Origin of the sequence: Bovifimicola ammoniilytica (assembly GCF_025567085.1) — a bacterium.
Classification (GTDB): domain Bacteria; phylum Bacillota; class Clostridia; order Lachnospirales; family Lachnospiraceae; genus Bovifimicola; species Bovifimicola ammoniilytica.
Genome location: NZ_JAOQJN010000006.1, coordinates 137,801 through 161,115, shown reverse-complemented (window position 1 = coordinate 161,115; position 23,315 = coordinate 137,801). Strand labels below are relative to the sequence as shown.

The window sequence follows — 23,315 nt, the reverse complement described above, 5'->3', positions numbered from 1 at the left end:
AAACCATCAATTTATCACCCCATATCCCATTATAGAACTGTAATCTACTGCATAATTTCTCTGCCGTACCTGATCACTGGAATTTCCCTCAATCGTGTAAACTCTTCCACCTTCACACTTTTCTACTATTCCTACATGATCCGATGTTCCATCATGATCCCAGTCAAAAAAGATGATCATTCCAGCTGTCGGAGTTGTTCCGCCACTCTGCCACTTATTCTTTCCCTGAAACCAGGACACTCCATCACTGCACAATGAGAATTTAGGAACATTCCCACTTGCAATCAGACCGCTCTGATCCGCACACCAGCTTACAAAACAGGCACACCATTCTACCCGACTGTCAAATCCGTACCAGCTCCAGAACTTCTGACCGCCACTGTTTCCAAGCTGCCCCATTGCAACCGACACAATCTGCTGATTACCAAACAAACCAGCAAACAGGCTGCCACCGGAATAATACCGCATCACATGGGGAACGTATTGGGGATCTCCGTAACTGCTCCATCCATGCGAAGCTGCCTGTTCCTGTGAAAACTGCAATGCATTGGCTTCTGTATAACCGCCTCTTTGCAATGCCCATCCTATGTAGCCATTTCCATAGTTATATCCCTGCCATGCAAGTTTCAGCTTGTCCAGATCCTGTGGACTGCTGCATCCTGCCTGTCTGATACAGTCTGCAAAGGTCTGTACTCCAACCTCTATCGAATAATCCGGATCAGTAATAGAACCAGGAGTGTGTGGGAATCTTGTATTATATGGACTTTCCGAACACTGCATCGGGTCTGTTCCCCTGCCTCCAGATTCCTGCATCATGATGGCCTGTATCGCAGACACATATTCCGGAATGCCGTATTGGGATGCATACTGCTGTATCACAGAAGTATACGCAAGCACTTCTTCACTTAGGGATTCGGAGCTTTCCGAATTACTGCTGAAAGCTGCTCCTGCAATGATTCCCACAATCAGAATAAATACCAGAAGAAATGCACTACCTCCGGCAGCAATCCATTTTCCCATTTTTTCAAGAGCTACTACCCCTTTTTGAATCGCTGCTGTAATTCCCTGTACGGATAACTTTGAACCCTTTCCAGTTACCTGAAGGACTGCTTTTCCACTTTCTGCCGATGCCTGTGCTGACTTTCTTGCCATCTGGGCTGCTCTTGCTTTCTGCATCGCCTGAAGACTTTTTTCCATCTGCTGTTTCTGCATGGATGCCTGTGTCTTTATTTTTTCTTGAGACAGACCGGATACTTTTACCACTCTCGGTGCTGCTTTCACCTGCCGTTTACCATTCTCCTTGGCAAGTGCTGCCTGCTCCGGTTTCAACTTGATTAATTTCTTTCCGCTTTCTGCCCCCTGCTCCATTGCTTCTTCGGCAGCTTTCGCTTCTTCCTGTCTGCTTTTTCTTTCCTTTATCTTCCTGTAGGTCACTCCAGCAAGTTTTTTTCCACCTTGATATGTGGTTTTCCCTATACTTTTTCCTGCCACACTCGCCGCTCTGTACTGTACGGATTCTATTTTTTCAGTTCCATACTGTGTTGGGGATTCTGACTGCCCACTGCTTTTTTCATGTAGTTCCCTTGGCTTTTCTTTTGCTTCCAGAACCGCTGAGCGAACCAGTTCTTTCGGAAGTCGGGCAGCCGGATTTCGAATCTTCGGATTCTTATCCCTTACCCGTTCCTTGATATCTTTCATCCGGTCACCCTCTTTCCGTATCTCTTATCTCATCGGGCAACATCCCGATGTTTCTTTTTTTCCTGCTGTTTCTGCAACTGCTCCACCTGTCTGATTGCCTCATTTACCAGTGGATGTTCGTTGTAATATGGCACAAGTTCCAAGTCTCCCCTGTCTTTTGATGACAACGGTAATGGATATTCCATGTCTGAATAAATTGATTCTGGATCATGAATAGAAAACTCAATAGCCGGACACATATTGGCAGATGTTCTACAATATTTCTGGTACTTTTTATATGCCTCTTCCAGCGTTCTGCATTTTGTATATTCTCCTAAATCATGGAACTCACCGCACTCTGCAGCATAAAAAGTTATCGTTACTTCTTCTTTTTTCTTCATTATGATTCTCCCGGTTTTGTTGTCATTAGTTTATAAAGGTCTGTATTCTTTGGGAATGTATTCTCAAATGGTACGATATTCCCAGAGCAACGGATCAGACCACTGCCGACCGATACATTTGTAATATAGGACAGTTGGTTTTCGGAAATATTCAAAAGAGCTGCCAGTTCTTCCCTGTCTGTACTTGCCTGATTCAAAAGAATCAAAAACTCACTGTTTGCCAACATCAGTCTTGCAGTGTCCGATTTCAGAAGTTCCTCAACATTTTGGGTTAAACCTGTCACGAATCCATTGTATTTTCTGATTCTCTTGTACAGTCGGTAGAAGAAATTTGCACTGTATTCATAGCGGAATAACAGATAGAACTCATCGGCAAATATCCATGTCGTTTTTCCTTCTTTCCAGTTCTGAATTACCCTGTTGAAAATACTGTCTAAGGTAACCAGCATTCCAAGAGGCATAAGCTGTTCCCCCAGTTCCCGGATGTCATAATCCATGATCCTGTTCTTCTTATTCACATTGGTCGGCTGTGCAAAGGTGTTCAGGCTTCCATTGATAAAAAGTTCGGATGATAATGCCAGTCCTCTTGCCTCTTCTTCCGGCTGTAACATCAGCTGTCGGTACATATCTTTCAATGTCGGAACTTCTCCGGTATAACCACTTCGGATATAATCCCGGTACACATCTGCAGCACAGCGGTCCAGAATCGACTTTTCTTTTGCCGACAGGTTTCCTGCTCCAACCAACTGTTCAAATACAGACAGAATAAACTCCGATTTTTCAATCAGTGGATTCTTTTCATTTCCGTAGGCTGCGTCCATATCCATTGCATTCAAGTGATTGTCTGATGTCGCAGATACTTTTACAACCTGTCCACCCAAGGCCTCTACTAATTTTGTGAATTCGGACTCCGGATCAAGAATCAGGATATCGTCATCGGTACTCAATGCCAGATGCACAATCTCTTCTTTTGCTGAAAAGCTCTTTCCTGATCCACTGACACCCAACCGGAAACTGTTTCCATTCATCAGTTTCTTCCGGTCGGCTACCAGAAGGTTCTTGCTGACTGCATTCTGCCCATAATAGATACCTCCCGGCTGCAGGATTTCCTGTGTATGGAACGGGATTAAAACAGCCGTTGATTCCGTTGTCAGTGTACGCAGGGCATTGATCTTTCGCAGTCCATAAGGAAGCACTGTATTGAGTCCGTCCACTTGCTGCCACTTTAATGTTGCCATCTGACACAGATGCTTTCTTGCGATTGACAGAATCAGTTCCGTATCGGAATCCAGTTGCTTTTTGCTGTCTGCCAGATGTACCATTGTCAAAATCCCGAACATCATACGCTGGTCTCTGGTTGTCAGATCATCGAGCATTTCCTTGGTTTCTTTTCTCTGAAGTTCCATATCGTATGGTACGATTGCCGAGAAGTTATTATTAGCGTTCTGCCTTCTCTGCCAGTTGGTCACGTTAGTTTCCACACCAAGCAGTCGGTTCTGGATTTCCCTTACCGCTTCATCCGTAGGGACTGGCAGGATATCAATCGACAACATCAGATTCCGGCTGAAGTCACACAGTTCTGAAATCATGTCATCTTTAACATAACTTGCATAATCCTGCATATACAGGACTCTTCCGTACCTGTCACCGATTTTAAAATGGTCACGTTCAAATTCCATAGAATCCGGACACATCCAGTCCTTGAAACTTGTTCCCTTCTTGGCAAATTGTTTCAGATCAAATGGGAATGCCTGTGGGACATCTCCCTTGAAGAAATCCCTGAAAATCTGGAGCCGGCTCTCTGCGTCCAGTCCTTCTGCTGTGGACGATAACTTTGCCAGATGTGTTACGATGTCTGTTCCGATACGTGCAAAATAGGTTCTTGCATCATCAATCGATCTTTTATGTACACTGACGGTCAGATACCGTTCCTGATAGATGCTGTTGTTTGTTCCTGTAATCTTAGACAGGAGCATTTCGTTGTATTCTTCCCGATAGTGGTCCAGTCCATCTTCCTTCATTGGAAGCAGAATAGACTTTTCGAATTCTTCTTTATTGATTCTCCGGTTATTGATGGTAATTTTGGCAGAAATGCCGGAATCCAGTGAATTTAAGAGTTCAGAATAATCCAGAAACATTTCTGTCTTATTGTCCTTACTCGCAATATAATAGTTGATATCTGTAAAACGATATGTTTTTGAGAATTTCGTTCCCTGTTGAAAAATTCCATCCGGCCAGATTCGCTGGATGGGAATTGCCTGTTGGACGGATTTCGGAACTTTGAAGCGTTCCTTATCCATCCGAAGTGCCTGACTTAAGGTTTTAATCAAAGGCATCACTCCTTCCCTTGCGTTTCTTTCTCTGTTTTGCTTCTGCTTTTTGCTCCCGCTCTTTTATGATTTCTGCTCCATCCTTTTGATTCTTTTCTCCCAGCGAGATGGTCTCCTGCATGCAGGAGTAGTAGATATCTTCCGACTGAAACACCAGTTTCTTCGGATACAGCAATTCGGATTTGATCACTGCCCATAAAAACTGTTCGGCTGTCATACCATGATATTTGAAAAAGCCACAGGCAGCAAATGGAGCAGCACCAAGCACACACAGCCATCCGGTTATTTCCTGTCCGGTAATATCACGCATTCCAAAGTAAATTCCGACTGCTGTAAGAATCGCAAGAACAGAACACACACATTGTCTCAGGTCCAGTCCCATAAACATGGATTCCTGATAGTCCCTGATTTCTTTGTTCATCTTTACTTCCATAAATTATCGTTCCTCTCCCCTGTTTTGTTTCTTCGTTTTCTGTGGTTTTTCTTTTGGTACTTCTATCCCGGCAAATCAACAATGTTCTGCAACGCCTTCCGGATCAAATTCCGCAAGTCTTGCTAGATCAAACGCTACCTTCTGATAGGTTGCATATCCTGATCTTCCTGTTTCATTCAACACTTTTCCAAGTTTATGTTCCTTGATAAAATGAAGCATATCCTTGGTAAAATCTCCTGTTATAAAAGCCTCATTTGGCTCTAAGAACTGATAGGGCAGATTAATGGTTACATCTCCAAAATCTTCCCATTCTCTCCCTTCCTTATGGCAGAGTCCTACATATAAATTTCCATTGTTCCGATAAGAGCTCACTCGTATCGCTACTGTCTCACATCCGAATTCCCAGTTATATCTTAATGTTTTCTTTGTATCCATATTTTTAGCCTCCAAGTCCCATCATTTCTCTGACAATACGGTCAGATGCCTTAATTGCTCCAACCAACACCAGTAAATTAAATACCAGTTCTCCCACATAGTTCCACACGATTGTAACTGCACTCAGCTCTGTATCTCCGACAGCCGGAGGGCTTGCCGCATAAGCAGAAAAGATAATACACGCCAGTGCAATAATTGCCCCTTCCAGACACACACCCACATAAGAACGGAGAAAGTTCTTTCCGATGGATTGTGTAGGTTCTCCTGCAAACGAGGAGATCGGGATCGGGGCGATTGCGGTATACATATAGATCTTGAACATCCTGCCATACACCGTCAGGATCATGACAAACGACAGTACTGTGATCAGCAGACTTCCAAGCAGTGTCACGATCCATAATGGGATAGATTCCAGCATTCCCACACTTTCGATCTTATCTACGATCTCTGTCGGCAGTTCCGTCACGCTTCCTGCCATACTGGAGCCGCTCATTACGGTTGTCACGATTCCCTGCACGATGGAAAACAGTGCCTGCATCAGCTCCATCCCATAGGTGATTGCCCCCTGCGCCAGTGCAAACCGGATAAATGCTTTTAATACGTGTTCCGGTTTCTTAAGGTCCGTAAAACTCCCACAGGTTTTGATGATCCCGGCTGCGAAAAACAGCACCAGCAGTCCATAAGCGATGGCTGTCAGTGCATCATTGATATTGGTCATAATGCGCCAGATACCGCCGCCTTTAAAAGTTGCCGGATTTTCGGTAAGCAGCGTCCAAAGTTCTGCCATCTTTTCACTCCATGTGGATAGTGCCGAGTTCAGATTCTGTACAATCCAGTTATCACTCAAAAATTCTCACCTCCTAGAAAATGGTTTTGAATACAGGAGCGCCTTTCGGCACTCCTGCGGTTTCCTTCTATCTTTTTTCAAAGAGGCTTACGCCATGATCAGATCCAGGATTTCTTTGGCGAACGTAATAATCACGCCTCCGGCCAGTGTCAGAAATCCATTTGCCCTCTGGCTTGGATCATGGCTTTTCAAGGACAGTCCTACCTGCACCACTCCAAATCCAAGCAGGATCAAGCCGATGGCACGAATCAGCGAGAAGATGAATGTAGACAGGTTATTGATTACCGACAGCGGATCTCCGGCTGCAAACACCGTGGTTGCCCCTACGGTTGCAATAAGAACCAGTGTCATATAAAGCCCCATCCATTTCTTCTGCTTTCTCCCCATCGGCATCGGGGTTGTCATTTTTTTCGTTGTATTCTTTTTTATTCTATTTTTTTCTCCTGTGAGAAGTTTCTTCAATACACATCACTCCAATCCATCAAAAAACTGCTATTCACCAAGAATGTCCTCGGTAGACAGCAGTTCGTAGTCGTCTAATCTGTTAATGTCAATCTTTAGGTCGTCGTGAGCCAGTGGTGTTTTCGCATAATCATAAGGCGATGCACCACCGTCCTCTGTGTATCTGAAATTCACATGCTTTTTTAAATCATATTTATCGTCCATGATCGGACGCTCCCCACGAATAAACAAAATCGCTTTGCGGTTATCTAAAAGCCGTATTTCATCCGGTGTTAAAAGTTCCCTTCCAGTCTGCTGATAATTCACCGAATAGCTGCCGCTACGCCCTTTTGTCTGTCCGTAGGTATTGGTATCCAATGTCTCTTTTCCCAATAATTCCGAGACATACTTATGTCCTTCTTTTTCATTTCCACCCAGATATAAAAATTCATCGCAGTTACCGATAAGGCTCTCATACGAATCTTTAAACAAAGCTTTCATCTGTGCAATGTTCTGGATGATGATACTGCAGGAAATCCCTCTGGAACGCATGGTTGCCAGAATCTTGTCAAAGTCATCCGGCAATGCTACGTTTGGCCATTCATCCATAATGCAGTGTACCGGAATCGGAAGCCTTCCTCCGTACTTCCGGTCTGCCACATAATACAGTGTCTGAAACAGATTGCTGTAAATCATGCCGACCAGATAATTCATACTGGTGTCCGCATCTGGAATACAGCAAAACAGTGCTACTTTTTTCTCCCCGATACTGTATAAATCCAGTTCGTCCGTACAGGTCAGATTGGCGATCTGTTTCAGGTTGAAAGCTGCCAGACGGACACCAACCGATATCAAAATCGACTTCGCAGTCTTGCCAGAGACGAAAAGTCAAGGACTTTTTCATCAAATTCACAAACAAGTTACATTTTGCTGAATCTCGTTGCGAAGCAGACGCTTGATTTTGTCCTCCATTGTCTCTCTGGCGTTCTCGTTGAAGTGGACACGGACGATATAGGTCGTGCCGTTTATCTGCTTTCTGACGGTGGGTGCGGTGTGCTGGGTGGTGGTCTGTGCTGCTGTGTTTCTGTTTTCTGTCATTCAATACCTCCTGTGAATGAAAAATGCCCGACAAGGAAAGGCTGACAACGAAGTCCTGACAACGGACATTCAAAAACCTTTTATCTTATCGGGCGGCTCTTATTGCTTACTATTTACTTTTTCTTTGAAATCTTGGTTGTCAAGGTTGTCAGAGAGAGAAAAGTCCAGTCTTGACAAGGCTTTTTCGGATTTTGCCCGACAACGGGATTGACAACCGGCTCGGCAACAAGCTGACAACAGGATAGCAATTTTCTATCGCCATCCCTCCGGCAGTTCCATCTGTTCAAGCTCCGCATCGGAGAGAGGAATAAATCTTCCGTCTCCGTTGTCAGCTTCTCCGTTGTCGGGCAACTCACGCTCCCAACCTTTCTGACGAAGATACGGCTTCGGGAAGTGTCTCGGATTGCTGAAAGACTTCCAACCTTTGACAACATTGTTCATAATGTCGTTTATCTCTCGCAGTTCCCATTGCTTCGGCTCGTCATACTCATGCCCCAATGCTTCTCTGTAAAGCTGTTTGGAGCAGACGGCATTGCCTGTGTAGCTGTCCAGATAATCAAGTATCTGTCCGGCTTTGGTGTCCTCCGGCATAAACTCCCTTTGATGTGCTTTCAGATACTCATTCATTGTCGGGCTAAACCGCAGCTTGAAGTCTCTGCTTCGGTAGATCGCCATTGCTTCTGCCCACATCTGATGAATGTAGGCTCTGGATTCTTCCTCATTGTCGAGGATATGCACCTCGGCTCTTTCGGGGTAAACCATGACCGGCACGAAACGGCGGTTGCCTGTGCGGTCAAGGGGTAGGAAGTCCAGAGTATTTGACGAACCGCCAAACACGCATTGTCGCTTGCGGTCTGCCGGATGTGTCTCATAGGGGACTTTGTAGGTCTCTTTCTGTCTGCTCAAAAAGGACTTGATTTCCTCAATACTCTTTGCATTGGCTGTGGCTATCATCTCCGACATCTCGATTATCCAATGCCCTTGCATTTTGCGGTACACATTTTCATCATCCAGCTTTTTAAGGTCATCGGTAAACCAATCGTCCTTGACCGCAAGCAGACGGAAGAAAGAGGACTTTCCGGCTCCTTGCCCTCCGACAAGGCATAGCATGACTTCAAACTTGCACCCCGGCTTAAAGGCTCGGCTGATTGCCCCAAGCAGAAACAGCTTCAAGGCTTCATAGGTATAATCATCGGCATCCGACCCAAGAAAGCGGTGCAGACAAAAGCGTATGCGTTCCTGTCCGTCCCACTCCAAGCCGTTCAGAAAATCGCAGACAGGGTGGTAGCGGTTTTCGTTGGCAATAACCAATGCGGCATCCTCGATTTTCTTCTCAACCGTCAAGCCGTAGTGTTCTTCAAAGTAGAGAAGCAGATATTTAATATCCACATCGGTCAGAGTGGAGCTTTCACGATACCAACCAAGCGGCTTTACAATGTCGGTGCGTTCCGTCAACAGATTTTTGCGGATAGCACCTTTCAGTAGAGGGTCATTCTGAAATACCGTCTTGTAATTCATGGCGGTATTCGCAGGCTTACCTTGCTGTGTCAGTTCTAATCGGTCTCGAATTTCCTCTCTGGCGGCTGTCTGCAAATCTTCGTTCAAGTTTCATCACCTCGTTTCTTTGCTCGGCTACAAGTGCCTTTCTATCTTCAAGTGTTCCGTCAATCAAAATATCAAGGAGATATTCAATATAATCTCTCTTGTTCAAGGCTTCTGTAAATAGCGGATGCCATTCGTCCTCTGGCTGCTTCGGTGCATAGTCCTTTTCCCACGCTCGGAGCTTGTGGAAGTAATCGGACAGCACACGAAAGCACCGTTTTTCCTCCGCTTCAAACTTCTGTTTGGCGGTAGGCTCTCGGATTTTTGCCACGATGGACGGCTTGCCGTTTCGGTCATAAGCGATACCGAAATCGTCAGCCAGTTTCATAGCGGCTTCTTTGCTCGGCAATTCAAACAGTCGGGAAACAAAGTCAACGGCATCCCCATCCGCACCGCAGCCGAAACAATGAAAACGCTTATCCACTTTCATGCTCGGTGTGCGGTCATTGTGAAACGGACAGGCTATCATTCCGGCTCGGTTTACACGAAAGCCGTAAAACTCTGCCGCCTGCCTTGTCGTGACCGACTGCTTTACTGCTTCAAATACATTCATTATCAACCTCCCAAAATGGAAAAAGCACCTGTCATTCTCAAATCGAAAATGGCAAGTGCCTTAAAGCTCCATATTCTGTTTTTTGTGCGGACGGTGTTCGCTCCGTCTCGCTTCATTTTCCTGTTTTGCCAGTTCCTTGTTTCTTTCAAGTCTGGCAAGGATGGAGGGCTTGACCTTTTCCTTAATCTGCTCTTTGCTCGTTTTCTTGACCTCCGGCGAAAGAAGTCTGGACTGGATTTTCTGCAATGCAGACTGCATGGCATTTTTGATTTTGCCAATCACGCCATCCAAACGGCTGATTGCATAGTCACGCTCTTTCTTCGGTGCTTTGCGTTCCGGCGATTGAAGCCATGTCTTTGTTTCCTCAATCAGCCGAATGTCCTCCTTGTGGGTTTCCACTCTGACTGTATCTGTCACGACCTCCACCGCCTTGTCATAGGCAATATCGGCAACATCATCAATCAGCGTTTCCACATCCTCGATTTTCAAAGTCAGTTCCTCTAATCTCTGCTCCTGTACCTCCAACTGCTCTTTTTGTTTGGCAAGAATGAAGTCCTGTTTTTCAAGATAGGCTCGCCCTCCATATTCCGGCTCTTGCTCCAAATGCAGACCATGCCTTTTTGCAATATCAAAGAGCATGGCACGACAGGCAGAATCGAAAGTCATTTTTCGGTTGTTGTGTCTGCCTTGCTTCTTGGTGGGGTCTGGCAGTTCAAAGCCTAATGCTTCAAGTGCCTTTTCCTGTTGTGGGCAAATCTCGCCGTAGCGGTTTTCACAGTCGAATACATGGCGTTCTTGAATGTGCGGTGTCGCTTCATCCAGATGTAATGCCCAATCCAGAATGTGAACATGAGAGCCGAAACGCCGTTCCATCTCCACGAAGAAATCCGTCACGACTTTCAGCAGAACATCAGGCGAAACATGGTCGCCCATCTTTCCGATCTGATAGATGGTTTCCTCCGGGCAAGTCCTTTTGTCTTTAAGCAAATCCGTTGTGGTGCGGTTGCGTTCCGAGTGCCTGTTCTTATCGTTTCTGGCGTTCTGTGCTTCGACATAAGCACCGTATTTTGCGGAGTAGAACAGTTCCTCCACTTCCTCGAAAGTGTCTGCAAGCTCGCTCTGGACTTGCTTCTCTGCAAAGGTGCGATAGCCGTTGAAGCAGTCCCAATAGACATTGTGCTTGGCTCGTTCTTCGTCAATGTGTTCGCTGTTGCTCACATCAAAAGTGCGGTCATTGTGCTTCGGGTTGTAAGTGCCATGCTTGCCGGAGCGACCGTTGTGTCTTGTTAATTTCAAACCATTTCTAACCTCCGTTCAGATTTTCCCCGCAGGGGAAAGGGGCAGCGAAGCTGCCATCCTTGCTGCAATTTTGCGACAAGTAATACCCAGTACTAAGTGGCGAAACGCCACTTAACTGGGCAAGGCTGCCGCCCTTGACCTGCACAGGGATATTGCATTCCCTGTACCCATGCACAAAGGGCTTGCCGCCCTCTGTACTCCTGCCCGATAAACTGCTTCACATCGTCAGCTGCCGACATTTGCAGTCCATCGGTTTTTGCGAAACTCTCCATCGGAGACTTTCACAAAAAAATGGAGAAGTCCAATTTCGTCAAATCGGATTTCTCCACTTTTCGGATATGCCGTTTCCGACACATCCGCTTTGCAAATGAGCAAAGCAAAAGCGACCAACTTTTTACGGTTAGTCGCCTTTGGTTTGTTCATTCTATTCAGTTTTTACGAAACAAGAGAGTTTCTACCATTACCTTTCTAACGCTAAGTATTCTTGCCCCATAAAGAAGATTGTCAATTCGTCATGATCTACTTCTATCTCAAATTCTACACTACTATCTCCCTGTGTCACGCAGATTATATCCGAGTAAGAAAAACCATAAGATGCGTTACCGCAGGACAGACCCGAATCGGGCATATCTTTACTCACAGCAAGTTCCCCGTTCTCTTGAAAGGTAAATACCTCCTCCGCATTTGTATCCTTCCATGTGCCAATAATATCTTTTTCGTTCTGAATGCGATTTACTTTACCGACACATACAATGGCAAGTATAACTACACCAACAGTCAAAGCAATGCCTGCAACTCTCTTTACCAGTTTCTTTTTACGCAATTTCTATTACCTCCGTTTCAGTTGCTTTGTTAGATTGAATGATTACATATTGCTCAATTTCAGTTCCTCTACAATTTCCACCTTTGATACGCTTCTGACAGCAAACAGCATAGCGATACATACCATAGCACCGACCGCCAGAACTGCAAGAGCATAAATACCACCGTTGATATAAAAAGCAAATGGTGTCATACCCGACGATATGAAGTAGTAGATGGCACAATGAATCAAAAAGCTCACAGGCAACGCAAGAACCAATGCTTTTACGCCGTACAAAACAGCTTCAAGCAATAGCGTACATTTCAATCCTTTGGCAGTCATACCAACAGAACGCAGAACAGCAAATTCGCTTCTTCTCAAATGAATTGTATTTGAGATAGTGTTGCAAACATTCAAACTGATAATAACCGTCATCAGGATCGAGAACAGGCAGATTACCAGTTTTGCAATCGTATATACCTGTCTGGAATTATTCGTTGCGGCTGCAATGTCCACAGTTTGCGGAAATCCTCTGTCAGCCAGACAGTCCATTGCTTCTTTATGCTGTGCTGTCTGTATTCTCATTTCCACATAGGCGTTATCATCTATCAGCCAGTTAAAATAACTTAAAGGCACAATGAGGACAGCTCGATCTCTCACAAACATGGATTGGATATTTGCATTTTCTTCTGAAACGATTTCTTCCACGATAATCGGCAAGGCATCCTCGGATGCCCCCAACGGAATGATTTCAGTTCCCGGTTCAATAAGAAACGGGGAGCCTGCAATCACTCGATTTTGACCCGCATTATAATATCCCATTGTCTGATTGAGCAGGATTCCACGATTGGAGCTGCCAGTCATAATATGAAAGCCATTTTCCTCACAAAAGGAAGTAAAATGTTCTTCGTCCAGTCCTACGACATATACCTCTGCTTTCGTACCATTGATAAAATATCCCTGCATATCAGGATTGATTTGTTCCTGCGAAAATTCAGCAGTCATATATCGCTGAAAAGAATAGGAAACATCCGCAGTGATATTTTCATCCGATAATGCCCCGATTGCGGTAGGAATATCTTTGTATTGAATCGTCGAAATCACATCAGTATAACAGGAACCGTCCTCCTTCATGTCCAAGGATGTCTGATAAAGCATAAAATCAGACAAACTGTATAAGGAAAGGGCAATTACCACCGACAAGAAAATAGAGCCAGTAATTGCTCGGAAGCGTTTTGGATTACGCTTAATATTTTTAGCTGCCAGCGAACCATAAATGCCAAAAACCAAAGAAACGATTTTTCCATCACGGAATTTCTTTTTTGATACCGCATTGTTAGACTGGCGGATAGCTTCAATAACTGTAATTTTAGCAGCTTGCTTCACAGGCTTTCTGCTTCCGAAGTACAAAGAAGCAATGCCGGATAATCCGCTGACGAGTAGGATAAGTCCGTTTACCTTTAAGGACAGTTCTACAATGCCAAAAGTGAATGTTTCTCCAAAAGCTGCCCTGACCACACTTAACAACAGAGCAGACAGCAGTATGCCGACAACCAATCCCAAAGGTATGCTTACCACACCCAAAAGAAAGGCTTCTAAATATACACTAAGGCGTTTTTGCCCTTTTGTGGCTCCAATACTGGATAACATTCCCATCTGCTTAATTCGTTCCTGCAAGGAAATGGAGAGGGCGTTGCTGATCATTGAAGCGGATGCAGCCATCAAAAGGCAAATGACCATGACTACCAAAGCAATCAGTTTGGCAGCTCCTTTGCCGCCGGTAATTCCATGATAGACTAACAGTTCAGAATGAAACTTTGCTACATGACTGTCTACTGCCGCAGCCACTTCTTCGGCTTCTGTATAGATCGAATTGGATAAATTCTTTGCCTTGACATACGCAGCAAAATCGGATGCCGTTTTGTCAACGCCTGCAAAGGCATTATAGTTTGCTGCGATTTTTGAGTCATTCACATCTGACAGAATACCAACAACTACATACGCTTTCTCTTTCGTTGGAACGAAACTTTCTTCTTCGCCCCTATAATTTGTCAGCCCGGAAAGCTGGGCATTATATTCATCCCAAATTCTTGAACCAAGGGTTAAAGAAATCGTATCTCCAATCTCTGTGTTCATATTGTTTTTCTTCAAAAAAGATTCTGAAATAACAAGCTCATTTTCATCTTGCGGGAAACGCCCCGCAAGCAAATACTGATTTAACGAAAATCTTTGGGTAAAGTTCTCGTCAATCTCGCCAACGGAGAGCATTGTACTGTTGGATTTCTCCCCGTAAAAACTGTTTCCGGCAAAGCGGAGAAGCGAAACCTCGCCTACATTGTTTTGACTATATAGCTCTTGAACCTGCTCCCAAGTCAAATCCTCCATGTAGTAGTCATAATCGCCACCATACACTTTTTCTTTCTCTTTCAAAAAATCAACCAACGACCATCCCCCACAGAGAATAGCGGTTATCATACTGATTGACAAAAGAATGGTTAAAAGTGTGAGTAGGGTACGCTTTTTATTCGACAGCAGATTCCTGAGTGTAAGCGTGAAAATCATATTCATCAGCGTATCACCTCATCCCTCACAAGTCTGCCATCCTGAATTTCCAGAATACGGTCTGCCTGCATTGCGATTTCACGGTCATGGGTAATCAGGATCATTGTCTGGCGATAGACTTCATTGGATTCACGCAGAAGTTTCATAATATCCCTTGTGTTCTCCGTGTCCAGATTTCCCGTCGGCTCGTCCGCAAGGATAATCGCAGGTGCGTTAATCAACGCTCGTCCGATTGCCACTCTTTGTTGTTGACCGCCGGATAACTGACTTGGCAGGTGCTTTCTACGCTTTACCAGTTTGAGCGTGGATAGCAGTTCTTTCAAACGCTCCTTATTGATTTTACGCCCATCCAATCGAATCGGCAGCGTGATATTTTCCTCGACAGTCAAAACCGGGATCAGATTATAAAACTGATAGACAAGCCCAACCTGCCTTCTTCTGAATACAGCCAATTCATCTTCGTTTTGCTCATAAACATCCTGTCCATCCACAAATACTTTTCCCGAAGTTGGTCTGTCAACACCACCTAAAATGTGCAACAGGGTAGACTTGCCAGACCCAGATGCTCCAATGATTGCAACAAACTCTCCTTTATCGACGGAAAAAGAAACATCTGACAAAGCATGGACAGGAGCATTGTCCATTTCATAGGTTTTGCAGATATTCTCTACTCTTAATATTTCCATAAAAAGTTCCTCCATATATTTTTGCAATTCAGTATAGCAAAGCCAAGTGACTGCTTCATTACTTTTTCATTACAAAAATGTCACTTAAAAAGGGGCTGCATTAAGCAGTCCCCCGATAAAAGCAGATTTCAAATTCTGCACCGCCTGACTTCCGGTTTTTCGCCTGGATGACGCCGCCCTGATTGACGATGATTGTTTTTGCCAGAGCCAACCCCAAACCGGCATTACCGATTGTAGAGCCACTTCCTTGATAAAATCGGTCAAATAGATGCGGTATATCCTTTTTCCGAAAACCTGCTCCATTATCCGCTATAATTATCTGTGTCAAAAGAGGTCTTTCTATTGCCTTGATTTCAATACTGCTGCTCTCTGGTGAATGTTCGATACAGTTTTTAATTACATTCCCCAAGGCTTCAGCAGTCCAATCAGCATCAAGAGCAAGTTTCAGTTCTGCCGGAATCACTTGCGTTATTGTCTGCATTTTTAATTCTGCCGCAATCTCCAGAGGACGAATTGCTTTTTCTACCACATCTTTTAAGTATATCTCCTGTGGCTTTAGAGTAATCGTTCCTGCATCCAGCTTGGATATTTTCAGAAGTGTGGCTATCAGCCACTCCATTCTTGATAAGAGCATAGTCTGTTTGCGGATCAGCTCATACCTTTCTTCGTCAGTCAGTTCCTCATTACACAGAGAAGCATTTAGGATATTCAGCGATGTCAAAGGTGTTTTTAATTGATGTGAAATATCGGCTAAAGCATTCGCCAAATTACCTTTCTCCATTTTCAGAGCTTCTGCCTGTTCAATAAGTCGTCTTGTCATCTTAGATATTTCATCATGTAAAACAGATAATTCGCCTTCTTGAAACTGCCCAAAAGAAATCGTTTCATCTCCATGCAGCAGCCTATCAATATGCAAACTAAAATCAGCAATTTTCTTGTATCTCTGATATGTAAAAAAGAGGGAAACTGCACTTGATGAAATGATAGCCGACAGAACAATCCACACAGCTTTGCTATCAACGATAATGCCAATGCCGCCCCAAAATAGAATAAGAATACTGCTGACAACAATCTGCCTTTTAACTTCTTTATTTCTGATAAAGTCCATATCAACCCACCTTATAGCCAAGCCCACGAACGGTAATTATGATTTCCGGCTCCTGTGGATTTGTTTCAATTTTGTCACGCAGCCTTTTCATGTAAACAGTCAGCGTATTATCATTGATAAACTCTCCGGTAGTGTCCCATAAAAGCTCCAACAATCTTCTGCGAGAAAGGACAATACCTTTGTTACGCAAAAAGACTAACAGCAACTTATATTCCATAGCAGACAATAAAATCTCTGTTCCGTTTTTTACCACGGTTGCTTGATTTGTGTCCACAACTAAGTCATGGTAGCTGATAATGTTTTGCGTGTTCTTAGTTCTCCTTAATACGCTGTTGATCCTTGAAAGAAGCTCCCTTGGTCTAAATGGTTTACTGATATAATCGTCAGCTCCCATGTCCAGTCCTGCCACAACACTATATTCATCATCAGACGCCGTTAAGAAAATAACCGGCATAGTTCCTCTTTCTTTAATTGCAGAACAAACAGAAAAGCCATTTCCATTTGATAATTGAATATCCACCAAGGCTATATCGTATTGGTCGTTATCCAATTTTTCTATTGCTTCTTTTTGCCCGGAAGCACTTTCGATTTTGAACCCTTCATTTCCTAAATAGTCCGATAATGAGGATACGATACTTTGGTCATCCTCCACTAATAATAATTTACTCATCATGTATTCTCCTTGCTGAAAGGATTTCTGGCATCATTGCCTTTTTCGTTAGGTATAAATTCAAGAATATCATCAACTCCGCAATGGAGTGTGTTGCATATCTTTTCGATGGTGTCAAGGGAAAGGTAATTATCTCGTTTCAATCGGGTTATGATGTTGGCACTAAAACCTGCCTGTTCCATCAATTCCGCATTGCTCATACCCTTGTCAATCATTAAATGAAACAACTTTTTATATGTTACCGCCATAGCTTACCCTCCTTGTGCTTACATATTCTATTATTATATCACGCAAGTGTGAATAAATCAACACTCTTGCGGTAAATTCGTAGTTCATATTAGCTCCATAACGCATACTTTTCCTTTTTTGGGTAGGTAAGGACTTTATACCTTGACGATATGTAACAGTCAAAACATCGGGTACAGACCCGACATTTTGACCGCAAACAGACCCGAAAAGCTACATTATCCGTTCTGACCGTTAAAACCGTTTTGCTTCGCCAATTCGCTTGCTTTTCGTCTGCGTTCCTCGCTCATGGGCGGCTGAAAGCGGATAGACAATCTGGACTTGTCAATCCAATAGGACACACCGCCTTGCCCCATACTCATATCCAAACGGCAGAGGTCGGGGTACTTCTTGCTGAACGCTTCAAGGCGTTTCCGAAGTCCGGCATTGTAAGTCTGGATATGAGCTTCTTCGTCTGCTTCATTAAACAGGACGATTGTTTCTTTCTCATACTTCGTCAGCTTACTCATAAAGCCCCTCCATAATCGGAACAGGATAGCTGTCCGGCACATACTTGTGGTGAGCAAAGCGTTCCATTTCCACCCTCATGTTGTAGAAGAAACAGCGATACCAACGGTCACAGTCCTTGTCATTCAACTTGACTGCCAGAGCGAAAAACAGCTTCTTAGCCGCAGGGTCGGGAGCAAGTGCAGCCACAAGACGCAAGCGTTGAACGGTCGCTTCTCGATTCGGACAGCCAAAAGCATAAAGAGCTTTCTTTTCATTGATGTTCATATTCATAGTGGGTTCCTCCTTGAAAGATTAAGATTTAAGGTTAATAAAAGCAACAAGCATTTCACGAAGAACGAAACACTTGCCGCTTGAATTACGGTATTAAATTGTCGGGTTCAGACCTTGTTTTTTTAATCCTCTTTGGGATTGAGTGGATATTCATAGGCTTCTTTCATAAGTAGCAATCCTGTGGACAGTCCGCACTTAAAATGCTCGGTGCTTTCGTACTGCTGAATAATCGTCATTCGCTGATGAAGCTCCTCCACTTTGGAAAAGTCAGCTTTTGAAAACCTGTTCGCCAGTTCGTCCATAAGGTCGGCAATGGCTTTGACCTCTGCCTTGTAGCCGTCCTGTTGCGGTACAATGTTCTCCAATGGGTACATATCGCCGCCGAAAATCGCTTCCATAATCATTTAATCACCCCCTCCGCTATAATGGCAGTAAATCATTTCATGCTTGACAATTTCCTCGGCTCGGTTGCGGATAGAGTTCATAGACTGCACCCACAACATCTGATTTTCCGCTTTCATTTGCTCTGTCACGCCCTCGGCTCTTGCCATCTGCTCCATAATCAGAGAGAAGCGGTCATTTGCCTGTTCGTTCAGATCCGCAAGGACGGAATGAAGCCGACAGGACAAAACAAGCTCGTTGTAAACGGTGGGGCGGTAGTTCTGCAAATAGGCTTTGTGAAGTCTGCCCCAATGCCCGATAGGTCGCTTTTCCTCCGGCAGCTTCAAATCCGGCACATAGTAATCTCCCACAAGGACATAGTCAATGCCGTTTTCATGGATTCTCGCTTTCAGTTCGTTCATGCTGTGATAGCTCCTTTCTGTGGTTCTCGCTTCGGAAGATTGCTGACAGGGATAAATACGCCCCTTGCAATATCCTCGGCTCGAATGGCATTTTTCTTTTCGTCCATCTCGGCTTTCTTTGCCGCCTTGATTTTGTCCTCATAACGCTTCTGGGCACCGCTGGCTTTACGCTTCAAGTAGTTCTGATGAAGTTTGTCCTTGCGTTCCTCACGCTTGCGGATTTCCTCTAATTCTTCCGGTGTAAGCTCCACTTCGGCAAATGCCGGAGGGACGAAACGCCCGACAAAGTTAAAGAAGATTTCAACCTCTTGCGTAGTCTCTCGACTGCCTTTTCTGGCTCGCTCATGGACAAGGATTTTATCGACAAACTCATTGAGCATGGTATTTGTCAGCTTGTCGAAGTTCTGATACTTGTCAATCAGAGCGATAAAGCGGTCTGCGGATTTCTCATGCTTCTCATAATCTCCGACAGCCTTTTCAAGTGTTGCAATCTCGGCGGTAAGTGCCGCCTGTTCCTTTGCGTACTGTGCATCCAGAACGGCATATCTGGCATCGGGGAGCTTGCCCAATACATTGTCCTCATAAATTTTACAGAGCAAAACTTCCAGTTCTGAAACACGCTGTTTTGCCGTAGCAAGCCTTGTGCGTTGCTTCTTGACCTCGCTTGTCTGCTGACTGGACTGTGCTTCTTGTACCACTCGGACAAACTCGGCTCGCTCATGCTTTGCATACTCGGCTATGGCTCGGAGCATATCGGAGACAAGGGAAAGTACCACATCTTCATTGATACGGTGCTGTGTCTTGCAGAGCGTTCCACAAGGGACTTTTGTGTACTGTGAGCAAGTGTATTGAGAGATACGCTTGCCGTTGTTAGTGCGGTGGACATACATCTTGCCGCCGCAATCGGCACAGTAGAGCAAGCCTGTGAGGGGAGCAGCTTCGCCCCATCCATCGGGGTATCGTCTGACCTTGCTTCGGATTTTCTGTGCAAGGTCGAAAGTCTCTTGGCTGATAATGGCTTCGTGGGTATTCTCGAAAATCGTCCATTCGTCCTCCGGGACATAATGGCTTTTCTTGTCCTTAAAGTGCTTTCGGGTCTTGAAATTGACGGTATGACCGAGATATTCACGCTTGTCCAACAGATTGACGATAGTGGAAGAACCCCAACCGTACACATCCTTGAAAGTCTTGTTTTTGTTCACGCCCTCGTTATGCTGTGCAAGGTAGGCAGAGGGAATGAGTATCTTGTCCTCGGACAGCTTCTTTGCAATCTGATACGGTCCGTAGCCGTCAATCGTCATAGCAAAAATACGCTTGACAACCTCGGCGGCGTATTCATCAACAATCCATTGGTCTCTCGTCTCATTCCAGAGATAACCATAAATGACCGTCCCTGTCAGATGCTTGCCTGTCATGCCTTTGGTCTTGAAAGTGGACTTGATTTTGCGGCTTGTGTCTCTGGCGTAGTATTCGTTCATGATATTGCGAAAAGGGGTAAAATCATCGTCTCCTCTGGCACTGTCCACACCGTCATTGATGGCAATGAGACGGACACCTCTCTGGCGTAAAATCTCCATAATCTGACCGACTTTGAGATAATCACGCCCCAGACGGCTCATGTCCTTAATGCACAGATAGTCCACATTTCCGGCTTCGACTTGCCGCATCATATCAAGAAAGCCGGGTCTATCGAAACAAGTCCCGCTTATTCCATCGTCCGTAAAGTGGACACAGTTTGTAAAGCCTTGCTGTGCGGCGTATTCCTCCAATAATTTTTTCTGATTGGATATGGAATTACTCTCGCCTTGCAGTTCATCGTCACGGCTCAAACGCTCATACAGGGCGGTTATTTTCTGTTTGCTCATGGGGGTCTCCTTTCTGCTTTGTAGCCTTATATGTTTTAAGAGACTTACTCATATCGTGATGAATAAGTCTCTTAAAGCATACAACACCAGCCGCCTGCTTATAAATGGCATACTGCTTGACCGCAATACTCTCTGGGTCCCGCATTTCCAGTCTTTCAAACAAAATGTCCAATGGTGACTGGTAATCCTCATCATCTTCTTTGACCTGTGCGCTTCCAAGCATTTCCATGATCATCGGGAAGTTCTGTTCTTCTGGTGGAGCTTCATGCAGCAAATACAGCATAAGTGCCTGTAAAAGTGCAGTCTCGGACTTCTCCCAAAACGGGTCTGAGCTCTGCGCTCCCTTCGGTGTTGTGTTGCGGATCAGGTTATTGATCAGCTTCAGTACATCCTTATCATCCCGGACATACGCAAACGGGTTATAACACCAGGAAGTCTCCGGATTGATCAAATCAAAAACCCGGACTTCATATCCATTCCGTTCCAGAACACCTCCTGTTTTGCGCAGAAGTTCTGCTTTCGGATCTGTGATCACCATCGAGCAGTTGCACTGCATGATGTTCGGAATCGCATAGGTCCGGCTCTTTCCTGCCCCGGAACCTCCGACTACCAGCACATTTAAATTTCGTTTATGCTTATATCCATCCAGTCCCATGCGGAAATGCTGTGTCAGAAGCAGATTATTCGTGTACTGCTTTTCGCAGTAACGTCTGCAGATTTCGGACACGTTGCCCCATTTTGCGGAACCATGTTCCACGCCTCTTCTATAATTTCTTTTTTGGGATTCATAAATACCAATGCCTAAGAAATAGGCTGCTGTGAATATCAGAATACATTTGAACGTATACGGTGCATACGTGATAAAAAACGGCTGTTCGAGTTTTTCGCTCAGCGTTTCTAAAATTTGAATAAAATTCTTATCCGGTGTAATGGCACAAGCGGTAATCGCTGCCACCCACCAGACAAATGGCAGAAAGACAAGATACAGAACCCAGTCCTGCTTTTTTGTACTTATCTCTGCAAGTCAGATTCTCTTTTCTTGCGTGGCTTTTCTTCTGGATGTCCCTGTCCTTCTTTCTTATGAAAGGAATCCACTCCCGGTATCAGTGAGAGACTTCTGCCGTTGTCCCACTTAACACCAAGCTGGCCTGCATCATCCACATACTGCACAGTTCCTTCCAGTCCCTGCGGCATACCCGCTTCTCCGTCCATCGAATTCAGACAGATTCTTGTTCCTGCCGGATACTGTTCTCTAAGTCTTGCCACTTTTTCTCTTGAATAAATGACCAATCAACCACTCCTTTCTCTACCAGAACATGTGTCTGGTGGTATTCGGTTTTGCAACCTGAATAATGATTTTATCTATTCCATCACTATATCTTCCGGCTGCAAGATATTTACTTCTAAGCCTGTTCAGTGCCTTACGGATCTGCCTTTGTTCCCCGGCTGTAATCTGCAGCCGTTTCTGGGCGAGGTCGTATTCACTTACTTTTTTCAGAAGAGCTTTCGTTTCTTCCAAACATTCATCCTGCTCACTCTGTGCCTGCAGCTCATCATTCAGTGCCACCACGAACATATTTTTCATAATGTTATCCATCTTCAAATAGTATTTTGTCATCTGGCTGACCTCCTTTTTTTGTTACACCAACCATATCACAAGACCTCCGTAATAGCTACTCCAACCGTCCAGCTTTTTCACTTTTATCGTTCCGGCTGACTCTTTGCTTTTTTCTCTTTTCCGGATGCTTTTTCATCCTTGGTTTCCGGTGTTTTTACAGGGTCTCCGATTGCAAACTCATCGGTTACATACTCCTGTTCCTTTGCACCAAAATTCCGTTCGATATGGTTTCGGATACTATAGGAAGCCTGACGGACATCATTTAAAAAGTCTCTCAGTTCCTGTGGATCTTTCTTTCCACATTCATTTCTCTGTGCAATATACTCCAGATTGAATCCGGTAACATCCACACCATAACGTTTCGCAATCACATAGGCTGCACAATAAGCCTGTGCACTGACTTTCTGTCGGCTGTAGGTTCCGGTATGCTGGTCCAGTGCTGCACACGCCAGTTCTCTGTTCAGTGCATGGAATGTCGTTACTTCACTCATTCCGTTGCGGATATAAATGGTACGGTATCTCGGATTGTACTGGGCCTGCACTTTGTCTGGCAGATCATCCTCAATCTGCACACGTACCGACTGGTCTTTTAAGACAGTTCCTATCAGTTCTGTCAAACTTCGCTGAGGGCGTTCTTCCAATGGCTTTCCAGACATCTGACTGATGTCAAATCCTTTTCCGATCGTATACCCTCTCCGCATTTCTCCATCTTTTTCATATTCAGTGGAAATCATATAAGTAATGCCATGCTCCCCTGCTTTTACCGAACGATGTTCTTCTCTCCAGCGTTCATAAGACCTTACCACCTTAAAATCCGGATGCTGTCCATAGATCAAAAGCAGATTCGGTGTTCTCTGTGTATTACACTCTGCCATAAAATCCAGAAAACCTTTCAGTTTTTCTCCATCCTGAAAAACTCCCTGTGCCTGCGAATCTACTTCAGCCCATACCTCTTCTCTTTCCTGCTGTTTTTTGGCTGCATATTCTTCTTTCGTCAATTTCTGTTCAGGAATCGGCTGTTCTTCCGTTCCCCCTGAAATCATATCTGTTAAATCCATA

26 protein-coding genes and 1 pseudogene are annotated in these 23,315 nt (G+C 44.6%); all 27 read right to left on the bottom strand.

All coding sequences use genetic code 11. The features are described from left to right. Positions 1-6: 6 nt before the first annotated feature. Positions 7-1,698, bottom strand: a complete 1,692-nt coding sequence (locus OCV48_RS09520) for a lysozyme family protein (protein WP_006426969.1) — start codon at positions 1,696-1,698, stop codon at positions 7-9. A gap of 29 nt (positions 1,699-1,727) precedes the next feature. Beyond that, positions 1,728-2,078, bottom strand: coding sequence for a hypothetical protein (locus tag OCV48_RS09515; protein ID WP_006426970.1), 351 nt, complete (start codon positions 2,076-2,078; stop codon positions 1,728-1,730). Then, complete coding sequence (locus OCV48_RS09510) at positions 2,078-4,414, bottom strand: VirB4-like conjugal transfer ATPase, CD1110 family (RefSeq protein ID WP_006426971.1); 2,337 nt, start codon at positions 4,412-4,414, stop codon at positions 2,078-2,080. The genes OCV48_RS09515 and OCV48_RS09510 overlap by 1 nt, the downstream gene beginning before the upstream one ends. Continuing rightward, positions 4,401-4,841 (bottom strand): PrgI family protein, encoded by a 441-nt coding sequence (locus OCV48_RS09505; RefSeq protein ID WP_015513337.1) that lies wholly within the window; start codon positions 4,839-4,841, stop codon positions 4,401-4,403. The genes OCV48_RS09510 and OCV48_RS09505 overlap by 14 nt, the downstream gene beginning before the upstream one ends. Before the next feature lie 75 nt (positions 4,842-4,916). Continuing rightward, positions 4,917-5,276 (bottom strand): DUF4313 domain-containing protein, encoded by a 360-nt coding sequence (locus OCV48_RS09500; RefSeq protein WP_394803264.1) that lies wholly within the window; start codon positions 5,274-5,276, stop codon positions 4,917-4,919. Positions 5,277-5,280: 4 nt separating this feature from the next. Then, positions 5,281-6,123, bottom strand: coding sequence for a hotdog family protein (locus OCV48_RS09495; protein ID WP_195369207.1), 843 nt, complete (start codon positions 6,121-6,123; stop codon positions 5,281-5,283). 87 nt (positions 6,124-6,210) lie between these two features. Beyond that, positions 6,211-6,516, bottom strand: a complete 306-nt coding sequence (locus OCV48_RS09490; protein ID WP_330620031.1) for a glutamyl-tRNA amidotransferase — start codon at positions 6,514-6,516, stop codon at positions 6,211-6,213. Between the two features lie 99 nt (positions 6,517-6,615). Then, positions 6,616-7,443, bottom strand: a pseudogene (locus OCV48_RS09485) (VirD4-like conjugal transfer protein, CD1115 family); the annotation flags it as partial. 30 nt (positions 7,444-7,473) lie between these two features. Further along, the gene (locus OCV48_RS09480) at positions 7,474-7,662 is read right to left on the bottom strand and encodes a transposon-encoded TnpW family protein (RefSeq protein WP_055163299.1); all 189 of its coding nucleotides are present in this window, start codon (positions 7,660-7,662) and stop codon (positions 7,474-7,476) included. A 252-nt stretch (positions 7,663-7,914) separates the two neighbouring features. After that, positions 7,915-9,180, bottom strand: a complete 1,266-nt coding sequence (locus tag OCV48_RS09475; protein WP_227589489.1) for a virulence-associated E family protein — start codon at positions 9,178-9,180, stop codon at positions 7,915-7,917. Positions 9,181-9,196: 16 nt separating this feature from the next. Next, positions 9,197-9,817, bottom strand: coding sequence for a CHC2 zinc finger domain-containing protein (locus OCV48_RS09470; RefSeq protein WP_055163298.1), 621 nt, complete (start codon positions 9,815-9,817; stop codon positions 9,197-9,199). Between the two features lie 60 nt (positions 9,818-9,877). Further along, complete coding sequence (locus OCV48_RS09465; RefSeq protein ID WP_055163297.1) at positions 9,878-11,113, bottom strand: hypothetical protein; 1,236 nt, start codon at positions 11,111-11,113, stop codon at positions 9,878-9,880. A 463-nt stretch (positions 11,114-11,576) separates the two neighbouring features. Further along, a complete protein-coding gene (locus OCV48_RS09460) occupies positions 11,577-11,939 on the bottom strand; it encodes a hypothetical protein (protein ID WP_055163295.1) in 363 nt (120 codons plus the stop codon). A gap of 42 nt (positions 11,940-11,981) precedes the next feature. Continuing rightward, complete coding sequence (locus tag OCV48_RS09455) at positions 11,982-14,486, bottom strand: ABC transporter permease (protein ID WP_055163294.1); 2,505 nt, start codon at positions 14,484-14,486, stop codon at positions 11,982-11,984. Beyond that, positions 14,486-15,166 (bottom strand): ABC transporter ATP-binding protein, encoded by a 681-nt coding sequence (locus OCV48_RS09450; RefSeq protein ID WP_055163293.1) that lies wholly within the window; start codon positions 15,164-15,166, stop codon positions 14,486-14,488. The genes OCV48_RS09455 and OCV48_RS09450 overlap by 1 nt, the downstream gene beginning before the upstream one ends. A gap of 100 nt (positions 15,167-15,266) precedes the next feature. Next, the gene (locus OCV48_RS09445) at positions 15,267-16,274 is read right to left on the bottom strand and encodes a sensor histidine kinase (RefSeq protein ID WP_055163292.1); all 1,008 of its coding nucleotides are present in this window, start codon (positions 16,272-16,274) and stop codon (positions 15,267-15,269) included. Position 16,275: 1 nt separating this feature from the next. After that, a complete protein-coding gene (locus tag OCV48_RS09440) occupies positions 16,276-16,944 on the bottom strand; it encodes a response regulator transcription factor (RefSeq protein ID WP_055163291.1) in 669 nt (222 codons plus the stop codon). Continuing rightward, positions 16,944-17,192 carry a helix-turn-helix domain-containing protein gene (locus OCV48_RS09435; RefSeq protein WP_055163290.1) on the bottom strand — a complete coding sequence of 83 codons (249 nt, stop codon included), beginning with the start codon at positions 17,190-17,192 and terminating at the stop codon, positions 16,944-16,946. The genes OCV48_RS09440 and OCV48_RS09435 overlap by 1 nt, the downstream gene beginning before the upstream one ends. A 216-nt stretch (positions 17,193-17,408) precedes the next feature. Next, on the bottom strand, positions 17,409-17,699 hold the full coding sequence (locus OCV48_RS09430; RefSeq protein ID WP_055163289.1) for a hypothetical protein: 291 nt from the start codon (positions 17,697-17,699) through the stop codon (positions 17,409-17,411). Next, entirely contained in the window at positions 17,692-17,970 is a 279-nt protein-coding gene (locus tag OCV48_RS09425) for a hypothetical protein (protein WP_070101529.1), read from the bottom strand. The genes OCV48_RS09430 and OCV48_RS09425 overlap by 8 nt, the downstream gene beginning before the upstream one ends. 122 nt (positions 17,971-18,092) lie before the next feature. Beyond that, entirely contained in the window at positions 18,093-18,374 is a 282-nt protein-coding gene (locus tag OCV48_RS09420; protein WP_055163288.1) for a DUF6809 family protein, read from the bottom strand. After that, positions 18,375-18,773: a TnpV protein gene (locus OCV48_RS09415; RefSeq protein WP_055163287.1), complete on the bottom strand. Its 399-nt coding sequence runs from the start codon at positions 18,771-18,773 to the stop codon at positions 18,375-18,377. It abuts the gene before it with no gap. Then, entirely contained in the window at positions 18,770-20,638 is a 1,869-nt protein-coding gene (locus tag OCV48_RS09410) for a recombinase family protein (RefSeq protein ID WP_055163286.1), read from the bottom strand. The genes OCV48_RS09415 and OCV48_RS09410 overlap by 4 nt, the downstream gene beginning before the upstream one ends. Next, complete coding sequence (locus OCV48_RS14080; RefSeq protein ID WP_394803263.1) at positions 20,607-21,593, bottom strand: type IV secretory system conjugative DNA transfer family protein; 987 nt, start codon at positions 21,591-21,593, stop codon at positions 20,607-20,609. The genes OCV48_RS09410 and OCV48_RS14080 overlap by 32 nt, the downstream gene beginning before the upstream one ends. 56 nt (positions 21,594-21,649) lie before the next feature. Next, a complete protein-coding gene (locus OCV48_RS09405; protein WP_024852684.1) occupies positions 21,650-21,928 on the bottom strand; it encodes a DUF4314 domain-containing protein in 279 nt (92 codons plus the stop codon). Between the two features lie 16 nt (positions 21,929-21,944). Further along, complete coding sequence (locus tag OCV48_RS09400; RefSeq protein ID WP_004614509.1) at positions 21,945-22,256, bottom strand: hypothetical protein; 312 nt, start codon at positions 22,254-22,256, stop codon at positions 21,945-21,947. 83 nt (positions 22,257-22,339) lie between these two features. Continuing rightward, positions 22,340-23,314, bottom strand: coding sequence for an ArdC family protein (locus OCV48_RS09395; RefSeq protein ID WP_227209885.1), 975 nt, complete (start codon positions 23,312-23,314; stop codon positions 22,340-22,342). Between the last annotated feature and the right edge of the window lies 1 nt (position 23,315).